Raw genomic sequence first — 17,295 nt, forward strand, 5'->3', positions numbered from 1 at the left:
GCTGGCCGCCCGACAACTGGCCCGGGAACTTGTGCGCATGCGCCTTCAGGCCGACGCGATCGAGCAGCTTCATGCCCTTGTCGTTCGCCTCGTCCTTGCCGCGGCCGAGCACCTTGACCTGCGCGAGCGTCAGGTTCTCGGTGATCGACAGGTGCGGGAACAGCTCGAAATGCTGGAACACCATCCCGACCTTCGAGCGCAGCTTCGACAGGTTCGTCTTCTTGTCGCCGACCGACTGGCCGTTCACGAGGATCTCGCCCTGCTGGAACGGCTCGAGGCCGTTCACGGTCTTGATCAGCGTCGACTTGCCCGAGCCCGACGGGCCGCACACGACGACCACTTCGCCTTTCTTGACCTCGGTCGTGCAGTCGGAGAGGACCTGAAACTGGCCGTACCACTTCGAAACGTTCTTGATGGAAATCATCTTGTGACCTTTTTCTGGAGACCCTTGACGAGAGCAGACGCCAACGAGCAAATCACGAAATAACATGCGCCGGCGAACAGGACCATCTCGACGGTCGTGCCGTCGCGATCGCCGACGTTGGCCGCCGTGCGGAAGAAGTCCGCGAGACTGATCACGTACACGAGCGACGTATCCTGGAACAGGACGATCGCCTGCGTGAGCAGCAGCGGGATCATCGCGCGAAACGCCTGCGGCAGGATCACGAGGCGCATCGCCTGCGCGTAGTTCATGCCGAGCGCGAACGCGGCATTCACCTGCCCGCGCGGCACCGCCTGGATGCCGGCGCGGATGATCTCGGAATAATACGCGGCTTCGAACAGCGAGAACGCGACCATCGCCGACGCGAGGCGGATGTCGATCGTCGGCGACAACCCGAGCACGCCCTGCAGCAGCTGCGGCACGATCAGGAAGAACCACAGCAGCACCATCACGAGCGGAATCGAGCGGAACACCGTCACGTACGCTTTCGCGAACCACGCGAGCGGCTTCACGCCGGACAGCCGCAGCAGCGCCAGCAGCGTGCCCCAGACGATGCCGACCACGATCGCGATCAGCGTGATCTTGAACGTGACGATCGCCCCCGTCCACAGCGTCGGCAGCGCGCCGGGAATACTACTCCAGTCGAACTGATGCATCACTTGCCTCCGATATAGCCGGGCAGCCGCGTACGGCCTTCGATCCAGCGCATGAACGCCATCACGACGAGGTTGATGATCACGTACGCGAGCGTCACCGCGATGAACGATTCATAGGTCTGCGCGGTGTAGTCGACGAGCTGGCGCGCCTGCGCGGACAGGTCGAGCAGGCCGATCGTCGACGCGACGGCGGAGTTCTTGAAGATGTTCAGGAATTCCGACGTAAGCGGCGGCACGATGATCCGGTACGCGACGGGCAGCAGCACGTAGCGATACGTCTGCCATTGCGTGAAACCCATCGCGAGGCCGGCCGCGCGCTGGCCCTTCGGCAGCGCGTTGATCCCCGAGCGCACCTGTTCGCACACGCGCGCGCCCGTGAACAGGCCGAGACAGATGATCGACGCGGTAAAGAACTGCGTGGTGGGCGGCAACTGCTTGATCCAGGTGCCGATCGACGCAGGCAGCAGTTCGGGTATCACGAGATACCAGACGAAGAACTGCACGATCAGCGGAATGTTCCGGAAGATCGACACGTACACGGTGCCGATCGCGGACAGCCATTTGTTCGGCACGGTGCGCAGCACGCCGAACAGCGAACCGACGATCAGCGCGATGACCCAGGCGACGAGCGACACTTCGATCGTCACCCAGAAGCCGGACATCAGCCATCCGAAATAAGTCGTCGGCTCGCCGGTCGACACGGGGCTCAGGAAGATGCCCCAGTTCCAGTGGTAAGACATGGGCAAGACTCCAGCAAAAAGAGACGGAAGAAGCGTGGCCTCTTCCGTCTCATTAGCGTCATTTCTGCATCAACGGCCGTGCGGTCAGTCGAGCGCCTTGTCGTTCGGGTTCGCGTACAGCTTCTTCATCGAATCGGACAGCGGGAAGTTCAGGTTCAGCCCCTTCGGCGGGATCGGGTTCTCGAACCACTTCGCGTAGATCTTCGCGGCTTCGCCCGACTTCTCGACCTGCGAGATCGCATCGTCGACGACCTTCTTGAAGTCGGCGTCGCCCTTGCGCATCATGCAGCCGTAGGCTTCTTCCGATTGCGGCGTGCCGACGATCACCCACTCGCCCGGCTGCTTCGCCTTCGCACGCTCGCCCGCGAGCAGCGCGTCATCCATCATGAACGCGACCGCGCGGCCCGATTCCAGCGTATTGAAGGAATCGCCGTGATCCTTCGCGCTGATGATGTTCATGCCGAGCTGCTTGTCGTTGTTCATCTTGCGCAGCAGGCGCTCCGACGTCGTGCCGGCAGTGGTCACGACCGTCTTGCCCTTCAGGTCGGCGAAATCCTTGACGCCCGAATCCTTCTTCGTCATCAGGCGCGTGCCGATCACGAAGATCGTGTCGGAGAACGCAGCCTGCTGCTGGCGTTCGGTGTTGTTGGTCGTCGAGCCGCACTCGATATCGACCGTGCCGTTCTGCACCAGCGGAATGCGGTTCTGCGACGTGACGGGGATGTTCTTCACCTGCAGGTTCGGCAGGTTCAGCTTCTTCTTCACCGCGTCGACCACCTTCAGCTGGAATTCGCGCGAATAGCCGACCACCTGCTGGTTCTGGTCATAGTAGGAGAACGGAATCGACGATTCGCGATGGCCCAGCGCGATCACGCCCGTGTCCTTGATCTTCTTCAGCGTGCCCGTCTCCTGAGCGTGCGCGCCGCTTGCGAACGCGCAAAGCGCCGCGACCATCAGGACTGCCTTGTGGTATTTCATTTTGGTCATCTCCTTGGCTAAAACCCGCGCCAGTGTATCAAAGTAATATTTTTGAAAGTACTGGTTGTTTACCGCACTACGAATCGCCCCGTGCGAAGCCTTCCTCCCGGCTCCGGGCGCCCGAATGCGCGCGCGGGCGATGCCGGATCCGGCATCGCCCGCGAGGGTTCATATCCGCAATCGGGTGGATTGCGTCATGAATTGATCATAGTCAACGATCAGGGGTAGAGGCCACGCATTTCGCGCGCCATCAGGATGCGCTTGCACGCAACGATGAACGCTGCCGTGCGCACCGACACCTTGTGCTCTTCCGCGACCGCCCACACGCCGGAGAACGCTTCGCGCATCACGCGTTCGAGACGATGGTTGATCTCGTCTTCCGTCCAGAAGAAGCTCGAGAAATCCTGCACCCATTCGAAGTACGACACGGTCACGCCGCCCGCATTCGCGATCACGTCGGGGATCACGAGCACGCCGTTCGCGGTCAGGATGTCGTCGGCCGCCGTCGTCGTCGGGCCGTTCGCGCCTTCGACGATGATCTTCGTGCGGATCTTCGCTGCGTTCTTCTCGGTGATCTGGTTTTCCAGTGCCGCCGGGATCAGGATATCGGTTTCGACCGTCCAGAACTCGTCGTTCGGCATCGGCTCCGCGCCTTCGAAGCCCGCGACGCCGCCCGTGCGGGCAACGTGGTCGAGCAGCTTGTTCGAATCGAGGCCGGCCGGCTGGTAGATCGTGCCCGTGTGATCCTGCACCGCGATCACCTTCGAACCCGCTTCCTGGAACAGCTTCGCCGCGATGCCGCCGACGTTGCCGAAGCCCTGCACGGCGATGCGTGCGCCTTCGATCTCGAGGCCCTTCTTCTTCGCCGCTTCGCAGCCGACGACGAACACGCCGCGGCCCGTTGCTTCCTTGCGGCCGAGCGAACCGCCGAGCGCGATCGGCTTGCCGGTCACGACGCCGGTCGACGTCTGGCCCTGGTTCATCGAGTACGTGTCCATCATCCACGCCATCACCTGTTCGTTGGTGTTGACGTCCGGCGCCGGAATATCGGTGTTCGGGCCGATGATGATGCCGATTTCGCTGGTGTAGCGGCGCGTCACGCGCTCGAGCTCACCACGCGACAGCTTGCGCGGGTCGACGCGGATACCGCCCTTCGCGCCGCCGTACGGCACGTTCACGGCTGCGTTCTTGACCGACATCCATGCGGACAGTGCCATCACTTCCGACAGCGTCACGTCCTGGTGGTAGCGCACGCCGCCCTTGCCGGGGCCGCGCGACACGTTGTGCTGCACGCGATAGCCTTCGAAGTGCGCGACGGTGCCGTTGTCGAGCTCGATGGGGCAGTCGACGATCAGGATGCGCTTCGGGCGCTTCAGCGTTTCGAGCCAGCGCGACAGCGAGCCGAGGTACGGCGCGACGCGATCGACTTGCTGAAGGTAGTTGCCCCACGGGCCGAGATCGTCGGCGTGCAGGTAGGACGGGATGGACTGCAATTGCGAAGACATGGATGCTCCAACGGTCAACAGGTGCGCACATTGTCGAAAAACCCGTTTTTTTTATCCAATGCCGTTTGCTTATTCGATTATGCGTTTCTTGCATGACCGCGATTTTTCGCAAATCTGCGGTCGATTTGCGCAAGAACGCACGCGATCGGTCGTGCATCGGGTGCGTGAAAAATCGTGTTTCCCGGGTGCGGGACAGCCGCCGGACAGCCGGCCGACAGGTGCCGCAAGCTCGACGACAGCCGGCCGGCCCGGCCGCTCGACGGTTAACCGCCCACGGTTAACCTGCGGTTTCGCGCAGTTCGTCGCGCACGACGTCCCACAGCGCACGCACGAGCTTCTGCCGCGGATCGTCGCCCTGCAGCGCGAGCTTGTCGCAGTACAGCCGGATTTCCATCGTCAGCGTGAACGGGTACGCGCCGCCACGCACCGACCGGTCGAGCCGGAGCAGGCGGCCGCCCGCGACCGCATCCTCGACCGCACTGTGCGGCAGGAACGCGATGCCGTGACCCGCGAGCGCCATCGCCTTCAACCCTTCGGCCATGTCGGTTTCATAGACGCGATCGAGGAACAGCCGCGTCGGCGCGTTCGCGACAATGACCTCCGTCATCCGGCCGAGATACGCGTTCGGCGTATATGACAGGTACGGCACGCGCGCGTCGGCCGTGCCGGGCAGCGTATAGCGCGGCCGCCCGGTGCGGCCCGGCGCCGAGAACGGGCTGATCGGCTCGCTGCCGAGGATCAGCATGTCGTAGCGCGCCGGGTCGAGCGCGACCGGATGGCTCGGGTGGTGGTAGCCCATCACGAGATCGCAGCCGCCCTCGACGAGCGACAGCACCGCATCGTGCACGTTCAGCGCGCGCAGCCGCGTGTGGACCTGGCCCATCTTCGCCTCGATCCGCTGCAGCCAGCGCGGGAAATACGTGAGCGACAGCGTGTGCGGCACCGCGAACTCGATCGTCGGCACCGGCGCGCCGACATGGCCGCGCAGCAGCGTGCGCGCCTCGTGCGCCTGCGACAGCATCGTCAGCGCCTGTTCGTAGAAGATCTGCCCGGCCTGCGTGAGCCGTGTCGGATAGACCGAACGATCGATCAGTTCGGTCGCGAGCCATGCCTCGAGCGCCTGGATGCGCCGCGAAAACGCCGGCTGCGACACGTGCCGCAGCTCGGCGGACCGGCTAAAGCTGCGCGTTTCCGCGAGCGAAACGAAGTCTTCGAGCCATTTCAGTTCCATGCAGGCGGGCGCGGCGGGCGGCGGTCGGGAGGAAGCCTGCATTCTACCGGCGGGCGGGCCCCACCGGCGGCGCGGCGAGCGGCTCGGCGCCCTGCCGCGGACGGGTGGCGGCGCGGCTTCCGCACGCGCTGGCGCCTGCCGGCCGCGCGCGACCGGGATCGTCCCGCGCCAATGGTAAAATGCCGGATTCTCCCTCCCCTCGCTCGACCCGGCCCCAAGGCCCGCCCGATCATGTCCGACACTCGTCCCGATACGCTTTTCGCCCTCACCGCGCTCTCGCCCATCGACGGCCGCTACGCCAGCAAGACCGAAGCGCTGCGCGACTGGCTCTCCGAAGCCGCCTTCATGCGCCACCGCGTCACCGTCGAGGTGCACTGGCTGATCGCGCTGTCGCGCGCCGGCTTCGCGGAAGTCCCGCGCTTCTCCGATGCGTCCGAACAGTTCCTGCTGCAGCTCGCCGAGCGCTTCACCGCGCACGATGCCGCCCGCATCAAGGAAATCGAGCGCGTGACGAACCACGACGTGAAGGCCGTCGAATACTGGCTGAAGGAATCGGTCAAGGGCCAGGAAGAACTCGAAAAGGCCAGCGAATTCATCCACTTCGCGTGCACGTCGGAAGACATCAACAACACGTCGCACGGGATGATGCTCGCCGGCGCGCGCGAGCACGTGATCCTGCCGGCGCTGCGCACGGTCTACCAGCGCCTCGTCGCACTCTCGCACGCGCACGCCGAGCAGCCGATGCTGTCGCGCACGCACGGCCAGCCGGCCAGCCCGACGACGCTCGGCAAGGAACTCGCGAACGTCGCGGCCCGCCTCGCCCGTGCAATCACGCGCATCGAGAAGGTCGAGATCCTCGGCAAGATGAACGGTGCGGTCGGCAACTTCAACGCGCATCTTTCGGCGTATCCGGAATTCGACTGGGAAGCGTTTTCGCGCGACGTGATCGAGAACCGCCTGAAGCTCACGTTCAACCCGTACACGATCCAGATCGAGCCGCACGACTACATGGCCGAGCTGTTCGACGCCGTGGCGCGCGCGAACACGATCCTGCTCGACCTCGACCGCGACGTGTGGGGCTATATCTCGGTCGGCTACTTCAAGCAGAAGACGAAGGCCGGTGAAATCGGCTCGTCGACGATGCCGCACAAGGTCAACCCGATCGACTTCGAGAATTCGGAAGGCAACCTCGGCCTCGCGAACGCGACGCTGCGCCATCTCGCCGACAAGCTGCCGGTGTCGCGCTGGCAGCGCGACCTGACCGACTCGACGGTGCTGCGCAACATGGGTGTCGCGCTCGGCTACTCGCTGCTCGCGTACGACTCGCTGATCCGCGGCCTCGACAAGCTCGAAGTGAACCCGCAGCGCCTGAACGAAGACCTCGACAACTGCTGGGAAGTGCTCGCTGAGCCGGTGCAGACGGTAATGCGCCGCTACGGCATCGAGAACCCGTACGAGCAGTTGAAGGAACTGACGCGCGGCAAGGGCATCACGCGCGAAGCGCTGCAGGAATTCGTCGGTACGCTCGCGATCCCGCAAGATGCGAAGGACCGCCTGCTCGCGATGACGCCTGCGTCGTACATCGGCAAGGCCGTCGAGCTCGCGAAGCGGATCGCGTAAGCGCCGCCGTCTCCGCACGTAGAAAAGCCCGATGCGAGCGATCGCATCGGGCTTTTTCATTGCCTGCCGCAGTCCGTCAGAACGAGATCATCCGCCCCGGGTTGAGCGCGCTCATCACGCTCATCGCGGCCTTCGCAGCGGGAATCGCGATCGGCGACAACTGACGGCCGAGCGGAATCGCACGATGGTCGATGCCGGTCAGCATCGAGAAATCGTCGTTGCGGCCGACGAAATCGTCGCAGATCGCCTTGCCGATCCGCACCGTCTGCGCGACGCCGTGGCCGCTCCAGCCCTGCACCATGTACATCGGCACGCGGCCGTCGGTCTTGCGGCTGTCGGTCGCGCCGTTCAGCGTGAAGTCGCTGACGCCGCTCCAGCAGTAGTCGAGCGCGAAGCTGCCGTCGGCCTGCGGAAACACCGTGTTCAGCCGCGTCAGCAGATACGCGTTGACGTCGGGCTGCGCCCAGCAGCTGCCGGTACCCTGCCCGCCGAACAGCAACCGGTTGCCGCGCACCGGCCGGTAGTAGTCGATCTGGAACTGCGTGTCGTACACGGGCATGCCGGCCGGCATCAGCGTCGCGACATCGACGTCGAGCGGCGCCGTCACGCTCACGTACGTGAAGAACGGCACCGTGGTCGCCGTGCCGTCGTCGAGCAGCCGGAACGTCGTGTTGTGCAGCGCGAGCACGACCCCCTTGCGCGCGGTGATCGTGCCGCCCGGCGTCGTCGCGACGACGCCCGCCGGCGTCTCGTCGAGTTCGAGCACCTCGGTGCCCTCGAACAGCGCGCCGCCGTTCAGCCGGAAGCCGTGCACGAGGCCGCGCACCAGCGCGAGCGGATGGATCTGCCCGCCGATCGCATCGATCGCCGCGCCGTGATACAGCCCCGAGCGCACGTATTCGTCGTGCAGCTGATGGCGGCCGACGAGCGTCACGCCCGCGTCGCCGAGATGGCGGCGCGCATCCGCGCCGTCCAGCAGCGCGCTCATGTGGCCCGGATGGACCGCCGCCGTAATGTGGCCGCGCTTGCGGTCGAGCTCGAGCGCGTAACGCGCGCCGATCGCATCGATCAGGTCCATCGATTCGGCCGATGCGAAGCGCCACAGCCGCTTCGCGTCGTCGTGCGGCAGGTGGTCGATCATGTCGGCGGCTTCCCAGCGCGCGAGGCCGGGCGTGAGCTGCCCGCCGTTGCGGCCCGACGCGGCCGAGCCGACGTGGTGCTTGTCGACGAGGATCGTGTCGACGCCCGCCTCGGCGAGATGCAGCGCGGCCGACGCGCCGAGCAGGCCCGCGCCGATCACGAGCACGTCGCATACGGCGTCGTGCGCAAGCGGCGCGCTGTTCGCGTGACGCGACAGCGACGCCTCGTACCAGTTCGCCGGGCGCTCGCCGTCGTAGCGGGCCGGGTCGCACCAGTTCCAGTTGTCCTTTTCGATGTTCAGTTGCGTTTGCTCGAAACGCGATTCCCCCTGGATCAGGGGTGGATTGTTGAAAGTCATGATTGCACTTGCATGGTCTTGGGCCGCCTGTCGAATAGCCTTCTGGCTTCGCGGGTGGGGCAGCCGGTTCCACATGGGTGTCAACGAGATAAAGGGGCGCGATAGCCCGTGTTGACGGCAGGCACGCTCGTGCCGCCTGGATCCCGGACTGTGCGAAAGCACGTATTGAAAGGTGCCGGGACACCCAATTTCTACACCGCAGAAATAATTCTACAGTGTAGAATAAGCTTTCGTCAAGTTTACAGCCGGCGCCGCACCGGCAAGCCGGCTCGCATCGATGAAAGACAAACCCGCCCAGGGCCCGCGCGGCCTCGACAAGGACGCGATCGTCGCGGCCGCGCTCGCGCTGCTCGAAGACGTCGGCGAAGCCGCGTTCAGCGTGCGCAAGCTCGCGCAGTCGATCGGCTGCGACCCGATGAGCGTGCTGTACCACTTCAAGTCGAAGGAAGGCCTGAGCCGCGCGATCGCGAACGCGCTGTCGCGCTCGCTCGTGCCGGTCGACGCCGCGCTGCCGTGGCGCGAACGGCTGCGCGACCTTGCCCGCCAGTACCGCGCGCTCGCGCTGCGCTACCCGGCCGCGTTCGCGCTGCTGCAGCGGCACATGAGCACGGGGCCCGCCGATCTCGCGCACATCGAAGCCGTGCATCGCGCGCTGGCCGATGCCGGCATCCCGAGCGCATCGCTGCCGTCGGTGTGCGTCGGCTGGTATGCAAGCGTGATCGGGCTTGCCGCCGCCGAAGCGGGTGGCCTCACGCGCGCCGCGAACGACGTCGAGCTTGCGGAAATGGAAGCACTGTCGGACGCCGCGCATCCGCTCGTCAAGGCGGCCGCCCCGCTCTATGCGCAGCTCGATCCGTCGGCCGTGCACGACACGATGCTCGACGTGCTGCTCGACGGCATCGCGAAGCAGGCGCCCGCGGCCTGACCCGCCCGCGGGCCGCCCTCCACCAACGAAAAAGGCGCCCCGAGGGGCGCCTTTTGCATGACGATTGCCGCGAACCGCGCTCAGTGCTGCTGCGCGAGGCCGATCTTCACCATGACCTGATCGACGATCTGCTCGGGCGTCAGCTCGATGCTGACCTCGATCGCTTCGTCCGGGCCCGGCTCCTCGAGCGTGTCGAGCTGGCTCTTCAGCAGCGACGGATCGAAGAAATGGCCGGTGCGGCTCTTCAGGCGCTCGTGCAACACCTCGAACGAACCCTTCAGATACACGAACCGCACATCGGTGTCGGTGCCGCGCAGCACGTCGCGGTACGACCGCTTCAGCGACGAGCACGTGAACACGGCCGTCTCGCCGGCACGCTGCTTTTCCTCGATGGCCGCGCGGATCGTGCGCAGCCACGGCCAGCGGTCGTCGTCGGTCAGCGGAATGCCGTGGTGCATCTTTTCCTTGTTCGCCGCGCTGTGAAACGCGTCGCCATCGGTATAGCTGCACGACAGGCGTTCCGCCAGCATTTCGCCGATTCGCGACTTGCCCGCGCCCGACACGCCCATTGCGATCAGAATCATTACCTACCCCTTGTTACAGAACCATGCTCAGCAGCAGTGTAAAGCCGAGGCCGAGCACCGAGATGATCGTTTCGAGCAACGACCAGGTCTTGAACGTCTGACCGACCGTCATCCCGAAGTATTCCTTGATCAGCCAGAAGCCGCCGTCGTTCACGTGCGAGAAGATCAGCGAGCCCGAGCCCGTGGCGAGCACCAGCAGTTCCGGGCTGACCGCCGCGCCGGACGCCGCCGCGATCGGCGCGACGATGCCGCAGGCCGTCGTCATCGCGACCGTCGCCGAACCCGTCGCGAGACGCATCAGCGCGGCGACGAACCAGCCGAGCAGCAGCGGCGACAGGTGCGCATGCTTCGCGGTCTCGACGATCTGCTGCGAAATCCCGCTGTCACGCAGGACGCCGCCGAAGCCGCCGCCCGCGCCGACGATCAGCGTGATGCCGGCGATCGGCGCCAGACACTCGCCGCAGAACTTCTGGATCTGGTCGCGGTTGAAGCCCTGCAGCTTGCCGAACGTGAAGAAGCTCACGAGCACGGCGATCAGCAGCGCGACGTCCGAGTTGCCGGCGAAGCGCAGCAGGTTGTTCGGCAGCGACTTCGGCGTGAACAGCAGGTCGGCCCAGCTGCCGACGAGCATCAGCACGACGGGCAGCAGGATCGTGAACAGCGTGATGCCGAAGCTCGGCAGTTCGCGCTTGCGGCCATCCGCGTGCGTATCGACGAACTGTGCGGCGAGCGGGTTGTTGTCCGGCAGCTTCACGAACTTCGAGATCGTCAGCGCGAACAGCGGGCCCGCGATGATCGCGGTCGGCACGCCGACGATCAGGCCGAACGCGATCGTCTTGCCGATATCGGCGCCGTATTGCTGCACGGCCAGCAGCGCGGCCGGGTGCGGCGGGATCAGCCCGTGCACGACGGACAGGCCGGCCACCATCGGCAGGCCGACGACGAGCAGCGACTTGCCGGTGCGCTTCGCGACGTTGAACGCGATCGGGATCAGCAGCACGAAGCCGACTTCGAAGAACACCGGCAGACCGACGATGATCGCGACGAACATCATCGCCCAGTGGATGTTCTTTTCACCGAACCAGTCGATCAGCGTGGTCGCGATCCGTTCGGCGCCGCCCGATTCGGCCATCATCTTGCCGAGCATCGTGCCAAGGCCGACGACGATCGCGATGTGGCCGAGCGTGCCGCCGGTGCCCGTCTCGAACGACTTGACGATCTTGTCCATCGGCATGCCGACGACGAGGCCGAGGCCGAGCGAAACGATGATCAGCACCAGGAACGGGTAGATCTTGTAGCGCGCGATCATCAGGATCAGCGCGGCAATCGCGATCAGCGTGAATACGAGCAGCATGCTGCCTTGGACAGCCCCCATGTGGCACTCCTCCTTGAATTGTTCGAACCGGGCGAGTTGTTGCGAGTATGCCCGGCTATGCAGGTCTCCGAAACACGGGGGGGTACCCACCCCGTCAGGACGCTGAATTTTACTTATCTTTACGGCCCGCGGATAGAACCGGTTCCATCAGCAAAAACCCTCGGTAAAACAAGCACTAAGCGCCTGCTTTCCGAGGGTCAAACCGTCATTCCGTACAAGTCTTAACGGGGAAGCTGGCTCGCGGCTTGCGCGAGGCGCGTGACTTCGGCCCAGTCCTGCGCGGCGAGCGCGGCTTTCGGCGTGAGCCACGAGCCGCCGACGCACACGACGTTCGGCAGTTTCAGGAAATTCGGCGCGGTTTCGACCGTGATGCCGCCGGTCGGGCAGAACTTCAGCGCCGGGAACGGGCCGTGGAACGCCTGCAGCATCGGCACGCCGCCCGCCTGCTGCGCGGGGAAGAACTTCACGATCTCGTAGCCGAATTCGAGCGCCTGGATGATGTCGCTCGGCGTCATCACGCCCGGCAGGAGCGGCAGGCCCGCGTCGAGCGACGCGAGGTGCAGCTCTTTCGTCAGGCCCGGCGACACGCCGAACTTCGCGCCCGCGCGCTTCGCCTGCTCGCAATGCTCTGGCTTCGTGATCGTGCCGACGCCGACGACGATGTCGTCCGCGAGCTGGCTCGCACGCTGGATCGCCTCCAGGCCGGCCGGCGTGCGCAGCGTGATCTCGAGCACCTTCACGCCGCCCGCGTGCAACGCGCGCGACACGTGTTCGCCCTGCTCGACCGAGTCGAATGCGAGCACCGGGATGACCGGGCCCAGCTTCACGATTTCAGCAATCGTCTTCATTGAATTGGCTCCTTGAAATTCATGCGGCGACGTGGGCGGCCGTTTCGCCGACCAACGCGCCGAAAACCGATGCGCCCTGCTCGGCCGGCGCGGCGGCCGCGCGGAACACGCCGAACAGTTCACGCCCGAAACCGACCTCGTTCTCGGCCTGGTGCAGCGGCTGCGCGACCGGGCGCGCCTGCCACTCGGCGGCGTCGACCTCGATGTCGAGCACGCCGGCTTCCGCGTCGATCACGAGCGTATCGCCCGTCTTCACCTTGCCGAGCGGGCCGGCCAGCAGCGCCTCCGGCGACACGTGGATCACCGCCGGCACCTTGCCCGACGCGCCCGACATGCGGCCGTCGGTGACGAGCGCGACGTGGAAGCCCTGATCCTGCAGCACGCCGAGCAGCGGCGTCAAACGGTGCAACTCAGGCATGCCGTTCGCGCGCGCGCCCTGGAAGCGCACCACCGCGACGAAGTCGCGCTTCAGCTCGCCGCGATCGAACGCTGCCTGCACGGCTTCCTGCGAATCGAACACGATCGCCGGCGCGGTCACCTTGCGGTGCTCAGGCGCGACCGCCGAAATCTTGATCACGCCGCGGCCGAGGCGGCCCTGCATCAGGCGCAGGCCGCCGTCCGGCTGGAACGGCTCGCGAATGCCGCGCAGCACCTTCGTGTCGTGGCTCTCGGCCGCGCCGTCGACCCACGTGAGCTTGCCGTCGATCAGCTTCGGCTCCTTCGTGTAGTGCGACAGGCCCTTGCCGGCGACCGTCGTCACGTCCTCGTGCAGCAGCCCGCCTTCGAGCAGGTTGCGCACCAGGAAGGCAACACCGCCTGCCGCGTGGAAATGGTTCACGTCGGCCTTGCCGTTCGGGTAGATTTTCGCGAGCAGCGGCACGACGGCCGACAGCTCGTCGAAGTCGTTCCAGTCGATCAGGATGCCGGCCGCGCGTGCGATCGCGACGAGGTGCAGCGTGTGGTTGGTCGAGCCGCCCGTCGCGAGGAGCGCGACGATCCCGTTGACGATCGCCTTCTCGTCGATCACATGGCCGATCGGCGTGTAGTGGCCGCGCTCGACGGTCAGGTCGAGCACGCGGCGCGCCGCCTCGGCCGTCAGCGCGGTGCGCAGCGGCGTGTGCGGATGAACGAATGCGGAGCCAGGCAGGTGCAGCCCCATCAGCTCCATCAGCATCTGGTTGCTGTTCGCGGTGCCGTAGAACGTACAGGTGCCGTGGCCGTGATACGCGGCCGATTCGGCTTCGAGCAGCGCGTCGCGGCCAACCTGGCCGGTCGCGAACTGCTGGCGGATCTTCGCCTTGTCGTCGTTCGACAGGCCGCTCGTCATCGGGCCGGCCGGCACGAAGATCGTCGGCAGGTGGCCGAACTGCAGCGCGCCGATCAGCAGACCCGGCACGATCTTGTCGCAGATGCCGAGGCAGAGCGCCGCGTCGAACATGTTGTGCGTGAGCGCGATCGCCGTGCCCATCGCGATCGCCTCGCGCGAGAACAGCGACAGCTCCATCCCCGGGTTGCCCTGCGTGACGCCGTCGCACATCGCCGGCACGCCGCCCGCGAACTGCGCGACACCGCCGTTCTCGCGCGCGGCCGCCTTGATGATCTCGGGGAAATCCTTGTACGGCGCATGCGCGGACAGCATCTCGTTGTACGAGGACACGATGCCGATGTTCGGCTCGCGGATCGCCTTGATCGAGAACTTGTCATTGCCCTCGAGGCCCGCGAAACCGTGCGCGAGGTTCGCGCACGACAGCGCGCCGCGTGCAGGGAACTTGCCCTGCGCGCCGTCGATGCGCTGCAGATAGGCGGAACGGGTCGATTGGCTGCGGGCGATCACGCGTTCGGTGACCTTCGCCAGAGTGGGGTGCAGCGACGTCATGCTGGGCGCTCCTGTATGCCGGCCGACACCGGCGGTTGGAATCGTGGGGACGGTCGAACGCGTCGACAGAACGAAGCCAGTCTAGTAGAAAAACTACAAGCATGCAATGCGGATTCATCGACCCGCAACCCTCATTCCCGCTACCAGTAAGGCGATACCTAGTGAAAACCCTAATTCTTCTCGGCGAAAGCCCCACACCGGCGCTAGTATTTTCTTGTAGATTTTCTACAATTTGATTGCGATACACTCGCTCATCCGAACCCGATTTCTGCCTGCCGTCCCATGCTGCCCCGCATTGAAGCGATCCGCACCGAGTTGCGCCCCTCCGAGCGCAAGCTCGCCGACTACATCCTCGCCGCACCGCGCGAGGTGCTCGACCTCGCGATGACCGAGCTGTCGACGCGCGCGGGCGTCAGCCAGCCGACGATCGCGCGCTTCTGCCAGGCGCTCGGCTGCAGCGGCTTTCGCGAGTTCAAGATCCGGCTCGCGCAGAGCATCGCGCCGGGCGTGTCGTCGGTCTATCGCGACGTCGAGCCCAACGAACCGGCGCCCGGCATCATCGGCAAGGTGTTCGACCGCACGATCGGCGCACTGATCGAGGTGCGCAACAGCCTGTCGGCGGGCAGCGTCGCCGATGCGATCGCGCTGCTGTCGAACGCATCGCGGATCGAGTTCTACGGCGCCGGCGGCTCGGGCATCGCCGCGCAGGACATCCAGCACAAGTTCTTCCGGCTCGGCGTGCCGAGCGTCGCGTATTCGGATCCGCACACGTTCTCGATGTCGTCGGCGCTGCTCGGGCCGCACGACGTCGTCGTCGCGATCTCGAACACCGGCCGCACGCGCGACATCGTCGATGCCGCGCGCTCCGCGCTCGCATGCGGCGCGAAAGTCGTCGCGATCACGCAGAGCCATTCGCCGCTCGCGAAGCTCGCGACGGTGAGTCTCGCGTCGAACGTGGCGGAGGAAACGGACGTGTTCTCGCCGATGACGTCGCGAATGTCGCATCTCGCGATCGGCGACATCCTCGCGGTCGGTGTCGCGCTGTCGCGCGGCCCCGCGCTGATGGAACGGGTCGGCCGCGCGAAGGAGGCGATCACGCGCCGCCGGATCGACGACGGCGCGAAGGATTGAGCAGGCACCGCGCCGACCCCGCGCGTAAACGACGAACGGCGCCCCGCGGGGCGCCGTTGCGCATCAGGCGGCGCCGGCAACTTCGCCGGCCATGCCACTCAGAACGGCTTGATCACGACCAGCGCAACCGCCGCGAGCATGCCGAGCACCGGCAGCTCGTTGAACACGCGGTACCACTTGTCGGTGCGGCGGTTCTCGCCGCGCTCGAACACGCGCAACAGGTGCCCGCAGTACGCGTGATAGATGATGAGCAGCAGCACGACCGTCACTTTCGCGTGGATCCAGCCCTGCCCCTGCCCGATGCCGATCGACAGCCAGAGCCACAGGCCGCAGGCGAGCGCCGGCACCGCGATCATCGTCATGAAGCGGAACAGCTTGCGTGCCATCAGCAGCAGGCGCCGCACGGCGGCCGGATCGGTTTCCATGGCCAGGTTCACGTAGATACGCGGCAGGTAGAACAGCCCCGCGAACCACGCGGCGATCAGTACGATATGGAACGTCTTGACCCAGAGCATCGCCATCGGTTGTGTGCCTCGCTTTTTACTGGCGGCCTTCGCCGTGCCCGAGCACGACGTACTTCAGCGACGTCAGCCCTTCCAGGCCGACGGGGCCGCGTGCGTGCAGCTTGTCGTTCGAGATGCCGATTTCCGCGCCGAGGCCGAATTCGAAGCCGTCCGCAAAACGGGTCGACGCGTTGACCATCACGCTCGCCGAATCGACCTCGCGCAGGAACCGCATCGCGCGGTCGTGATCCTCGGTGACGATCGCATCCGTGTGGTGCGAGCCGTAATGGTTGATGTGCTCGATCGCGGCGTCGAGGCCGTCGACGACCTTGATCGCGAGCACCGGCGCGAGATACTCGGTGTGCCAGTCTTCCTCGGTAGCTTCGACGAGCGGGCCGACGCCCGCATCGGCGAGCACCGCGCGCGCGGCCGCATCGACGCGCAGTTCGACCTGCTTGTCGCGATACAGCTTGCCGAGCGGCGGCAGCAATTTCGCCGCGACACCACTCGAAACGAGCAGCGTCTCCATCGTGTTGCAGGTGCCGTAGCGGTGCGTCTTCGCGTTGTCGCACACGGTCAGCGCCTTCGCGAGATCGGCGCGATCGTCGACGTACACGTGGCAGATGCCATCGAGGTGCTTGATCATCGGCACGCGCGCCTCGTTGATCAGGCGCTCGATCAGGCTCTTGCCGCCGCGCGGCACGATCACGTCGACGAACTCGGTCATCGTGATCAGCTTGCCGACCGCCGCGCGATCGGCCGTCGCGACGACCTGCACCGCATCCTGCGGCAGGCCGGCTGCTTCAAGCCCTTCACCGATCAGCTTCGCGAGCGCCGCGTTCGATTCGAGCGCTTCGGAGCCGCCGCGCAGGATCGTCGCGTTGCCCGACTTCAGGCATAGCGCAGCCGCGTCGATCGTCACGTTCGGGCGCGATTCGTAGATGATGCCGATCACGCCGAGCGGCACACGCATCTGGCCCACCTGGATACCGCTCGGGCGGTACTTGAGGTTGCCGATCTCGCCGATCGGATCGGCCAGCGACGCCACCTGACGCAAGCCTTCGACCATCGTCGTCAGCGCCTTGTCCGACAGCGTCAGGCGATCGACGAACGCCGCATCGAGCCCCTTTTCGCGGGCACGGGCGACATCGCGTGCATTCGCGTCCTTCAGCACCTGCGCGTCGCGTTCGATCGCGCGAGCCACGGCGTCGAGCGCCGCGTTCTTCGCGGCCGTGCTGGCGCGCGCCATCGCGCGGGAAGCGTGCCGGGCGCGACGGCCCAGGTCGGTCATGTACTGATCGATATCCATCGTGTGACTCGAGAAGCGCGCCGCGCTGGGCGGCATGAATTCGTGGGGAAGCGTGGGCGGCGGCGGCCGGAAAG

General features: G+C 65.8%; 16 protein-coding genes. 3 read left to right on the plus strand and 13 right to left on the minus strand.

All coding sequences use genetic code 11. The features are described from left to right. The 6 genes from B7G54_RS29255 to B7G54_RS29280 all read right to left on the minus strand — a co-directional run. The coding region (locus B7G54_RS29255; protein WP_133059231.1) for an ATP-binding cassette domain-containing protein at positions 1–424 on the minus strand (424 nt) is incomplete at its 3' end. Next, on the minus strand, positions 421–1,098 hold the full coding sequence (gene gltK, locus B7G54_RS29260) for a glutamate/aspartate ABC transporter permease GltK (protein ID WP_085042203.1): 678 nt from the start codon (positions 1,096–1,098) through the stop codon (positions 421–423). The genes gltK and B7G54_RS29255, both read right to left, overlap by 4 nt. Further along, the gene (locus tag B7G54_RS29265; RefSeq protein WP_027788374.1) at positions 1,098–1,838 is read right to left on the minus strand and encodes an amino acid ABC transporter permease; all 741 of its coding nucleotides are present in this window, start codon (positions 1,836–1,838) and stop codon (positions 1,098–1,100) included. The genes gltK and B7G54_RS29265 overlap by 1 nt, the downstream gene beginning before the upstream one ends. A gap of 84 nt (positions 1,839–1,922) precedes the next feature. Continuing rightward, on the minus strand, positions 1,923–2,816 hold the full coding sequence (locus B7G54_RS29270) for a glutamate/aspartate ABC transporter substrate-binding protein (RefSeq protein ID WP_085042304.1): 894 nt from the start codon (positions 2,814–2,816) through the stop codon (positions 1,923–1,925). 218 nt (positions 2,817–3,034) lie between these two features. Continuing rightward, positions 3,035–4,321, minus strand: coding sequence for a Glu/Leu/Phe/Val family dehydrogenase (locus B7G54_RS29275; protein WP_085042204.1), 1,287 nt, complete (start codon positions 4,319–4,321; stop codon positions 3,035–3,037). 277 nt (positions 4,322–4,598) lie between these two features. Further along, a complete protein-coding gene (locus tag B7G54_RS29280) occupies positions 4,599–5,552 on the minus strand; it encodes a LysR substrate-binding domain-containing protein (RefSeq protein WP_085042205.1) in 954 nt (317 codons plus the stop codon). Between the two features lie 231 nt (positions 5,553–5,783). Between B7G54_RS29280 and purB the strand changes: the two genes are divergently transcribed. Then, positions 5,784–7,172: an adenylosuccinate lyase gene (gene purB, locus B7G54_RS29285; protein ID WP_085042206.1), complete on the plus strand. Its 1,389-nt coding sequence runs from the start codon at positions 5,784–5,786 to the stop codon at positions 7,170–7,172. A gap of 76 nt (positions 7,173–7,248) precedes the next feature. Here the strand turns inward: purB and B7G54_RS29290 are convergent, their stop codons facing one another. Next, on the minus strand, positions 7,249–8,670 hold the full coding sequence (locus tag B7G54_RS29290) for an NAD(P)/FAD-dependent oxidoreductase (RefSeq protein WP_085042207.1): 1,422 nt from the start codon (positions 8,668–8,670) through the stop codon (positions 7,249–7,251). Positions 8,671–8,947: 277 nt separating this feature from the next. Between B7G54_RS29290 and B7G54_RS29295 the strand changes: the two genes are divergently transcribed. Beyond that, positions 8,948–9,595 (plus strand): TetR/AcrR family transcriptional regulator, encoded by a 648-nt coding sequence (locus B7G54_RS29295; RefSeq protein ID WP_085042208.1) that lies wholly within the window; start codon positions 8,948–8,950, stop codon positions 9,593–9,595. A gap of 80 nt (positions 9,596–9,675) precedes the next feature. Here the strand turns inward: B7G54_RS29295 and B7G54_RS29300 are convergent, their stop codons facing one another. The 4 genes from B7G54_RS29300 to edd all read right to left on the minus strand — a co-directional run bounded on the left by B7G54_RS29300 (position 9,676) and on the right by edd (position 14,278). Further along, on the minus strand, positions 9,676–10,179 hold the full coding sequence (locus tag B7G54_RS29300; protein ID WP_085042209.1) for a gluconokinase: 504 nt from the start codon (positions 10,177–10,179) through the stop codon (positions 9,676–9,678). A 13-nt stretch (positions 10,180–10,192) separates the two neighbouring features. Next, positions 10,193–11,554 carry a GntP family permease gene (locus B7G54_RS29305; protein ID WP_085042210.1) on the minus strand — a complete coding sequence of 454 codons (1,362 nt, stop codon included), beginning with the start codon at positions 11,552–11,554 and terminating at the stop codon, positions 10,193–10,195. Between the two features lie 221 nt (positions 11,555–11,775). After that, a complete protein-coding gene (gene eda / locus B7G54_RS29315; RefSeq protein ID WP_011350938.1) occupies positions 11,776–12,402 on the minus strand; it encodes a bifunctional 4-hydroxy-2-oxoglutarate aldolase/2-dehydro-3-deoxy-phosphogluconate aldolase in 627 nt (208 codons plus the stop codon). Positions 12,403–12,421: 19 nt separating this feature from the next. Next, the gene (gene edd / locus B7G54_RS29320) at positions 12,422–14,278 is read right to left on the minus strand and encodes a phosphogluconate dehydratase (protein WP_085042211.1); all 1,857 of its coding nucleotides are present in this window, start codon (positions 14,276–14,278) and stop codon (positions 12,422–12,424) included. Between the two features lie 282 nt (positions 14,279–14,560). Here edd and B7G54_RS29325 point away from each other — a divergent pair, with 282 nt between their 5' ends. Further along, on the plus strand, positions 14,561–15,409 hold the full coding sequence (locus B7G54_RS29325; RefSeq protein WP_085042212.1) for a MurR/RpiR family transcriptional regulator: 849 nt from the start codon (positions 14,561–14,563) through the stop codon (positions 15,407–15,409). Positions 15,410–15,507: 98 nt separating this feature from the next. Here the strand turns inward: B7G54_RS29325 and B7G54_RS29330 are convergent, their stop codons facing one another. Both B7G54_RS29330 and B7G54_RS29335 read right to left on the minus strand, forming a co-directional pair. Then, a complete protein-coding gene (locus B7G54_RS29330; RefSeq protein ID WP_089483427.1) occupies positions 15,508–15,930 on the minus strand; it encodes a CopD family protein in 423 nt (140 codons plus the stop codon). Between the two features lie 19 nt (positions 15,931–15,949). Beyond that, positions 15,950–17,221 carry a glutamate-5-semialdehyde dehydrogenase gene (locus tag B7G54_RS29335; RefSeq protein ID WP_085042213.1) on the minus strand — a complete coding sequence of 424 codons (1,272 nt, stop codon included), beginning with the start codon at positions 17,219–17,221 and terminating at the stop codon, positions 15,950–15,952. Positions 17,222–17,295: the final 74 nt, after the last annotated feature.

It is taken from the genome of Burkholderia puraquae (genome assembly GCF_002099195.1).
Taxonomy (GTDB): Bacteria; Pseudomonadota; Gammaproteobacteria; order Burkholderiales; family Burkholderiaceae; genus Burkholderia; species Burkholderia puraquae.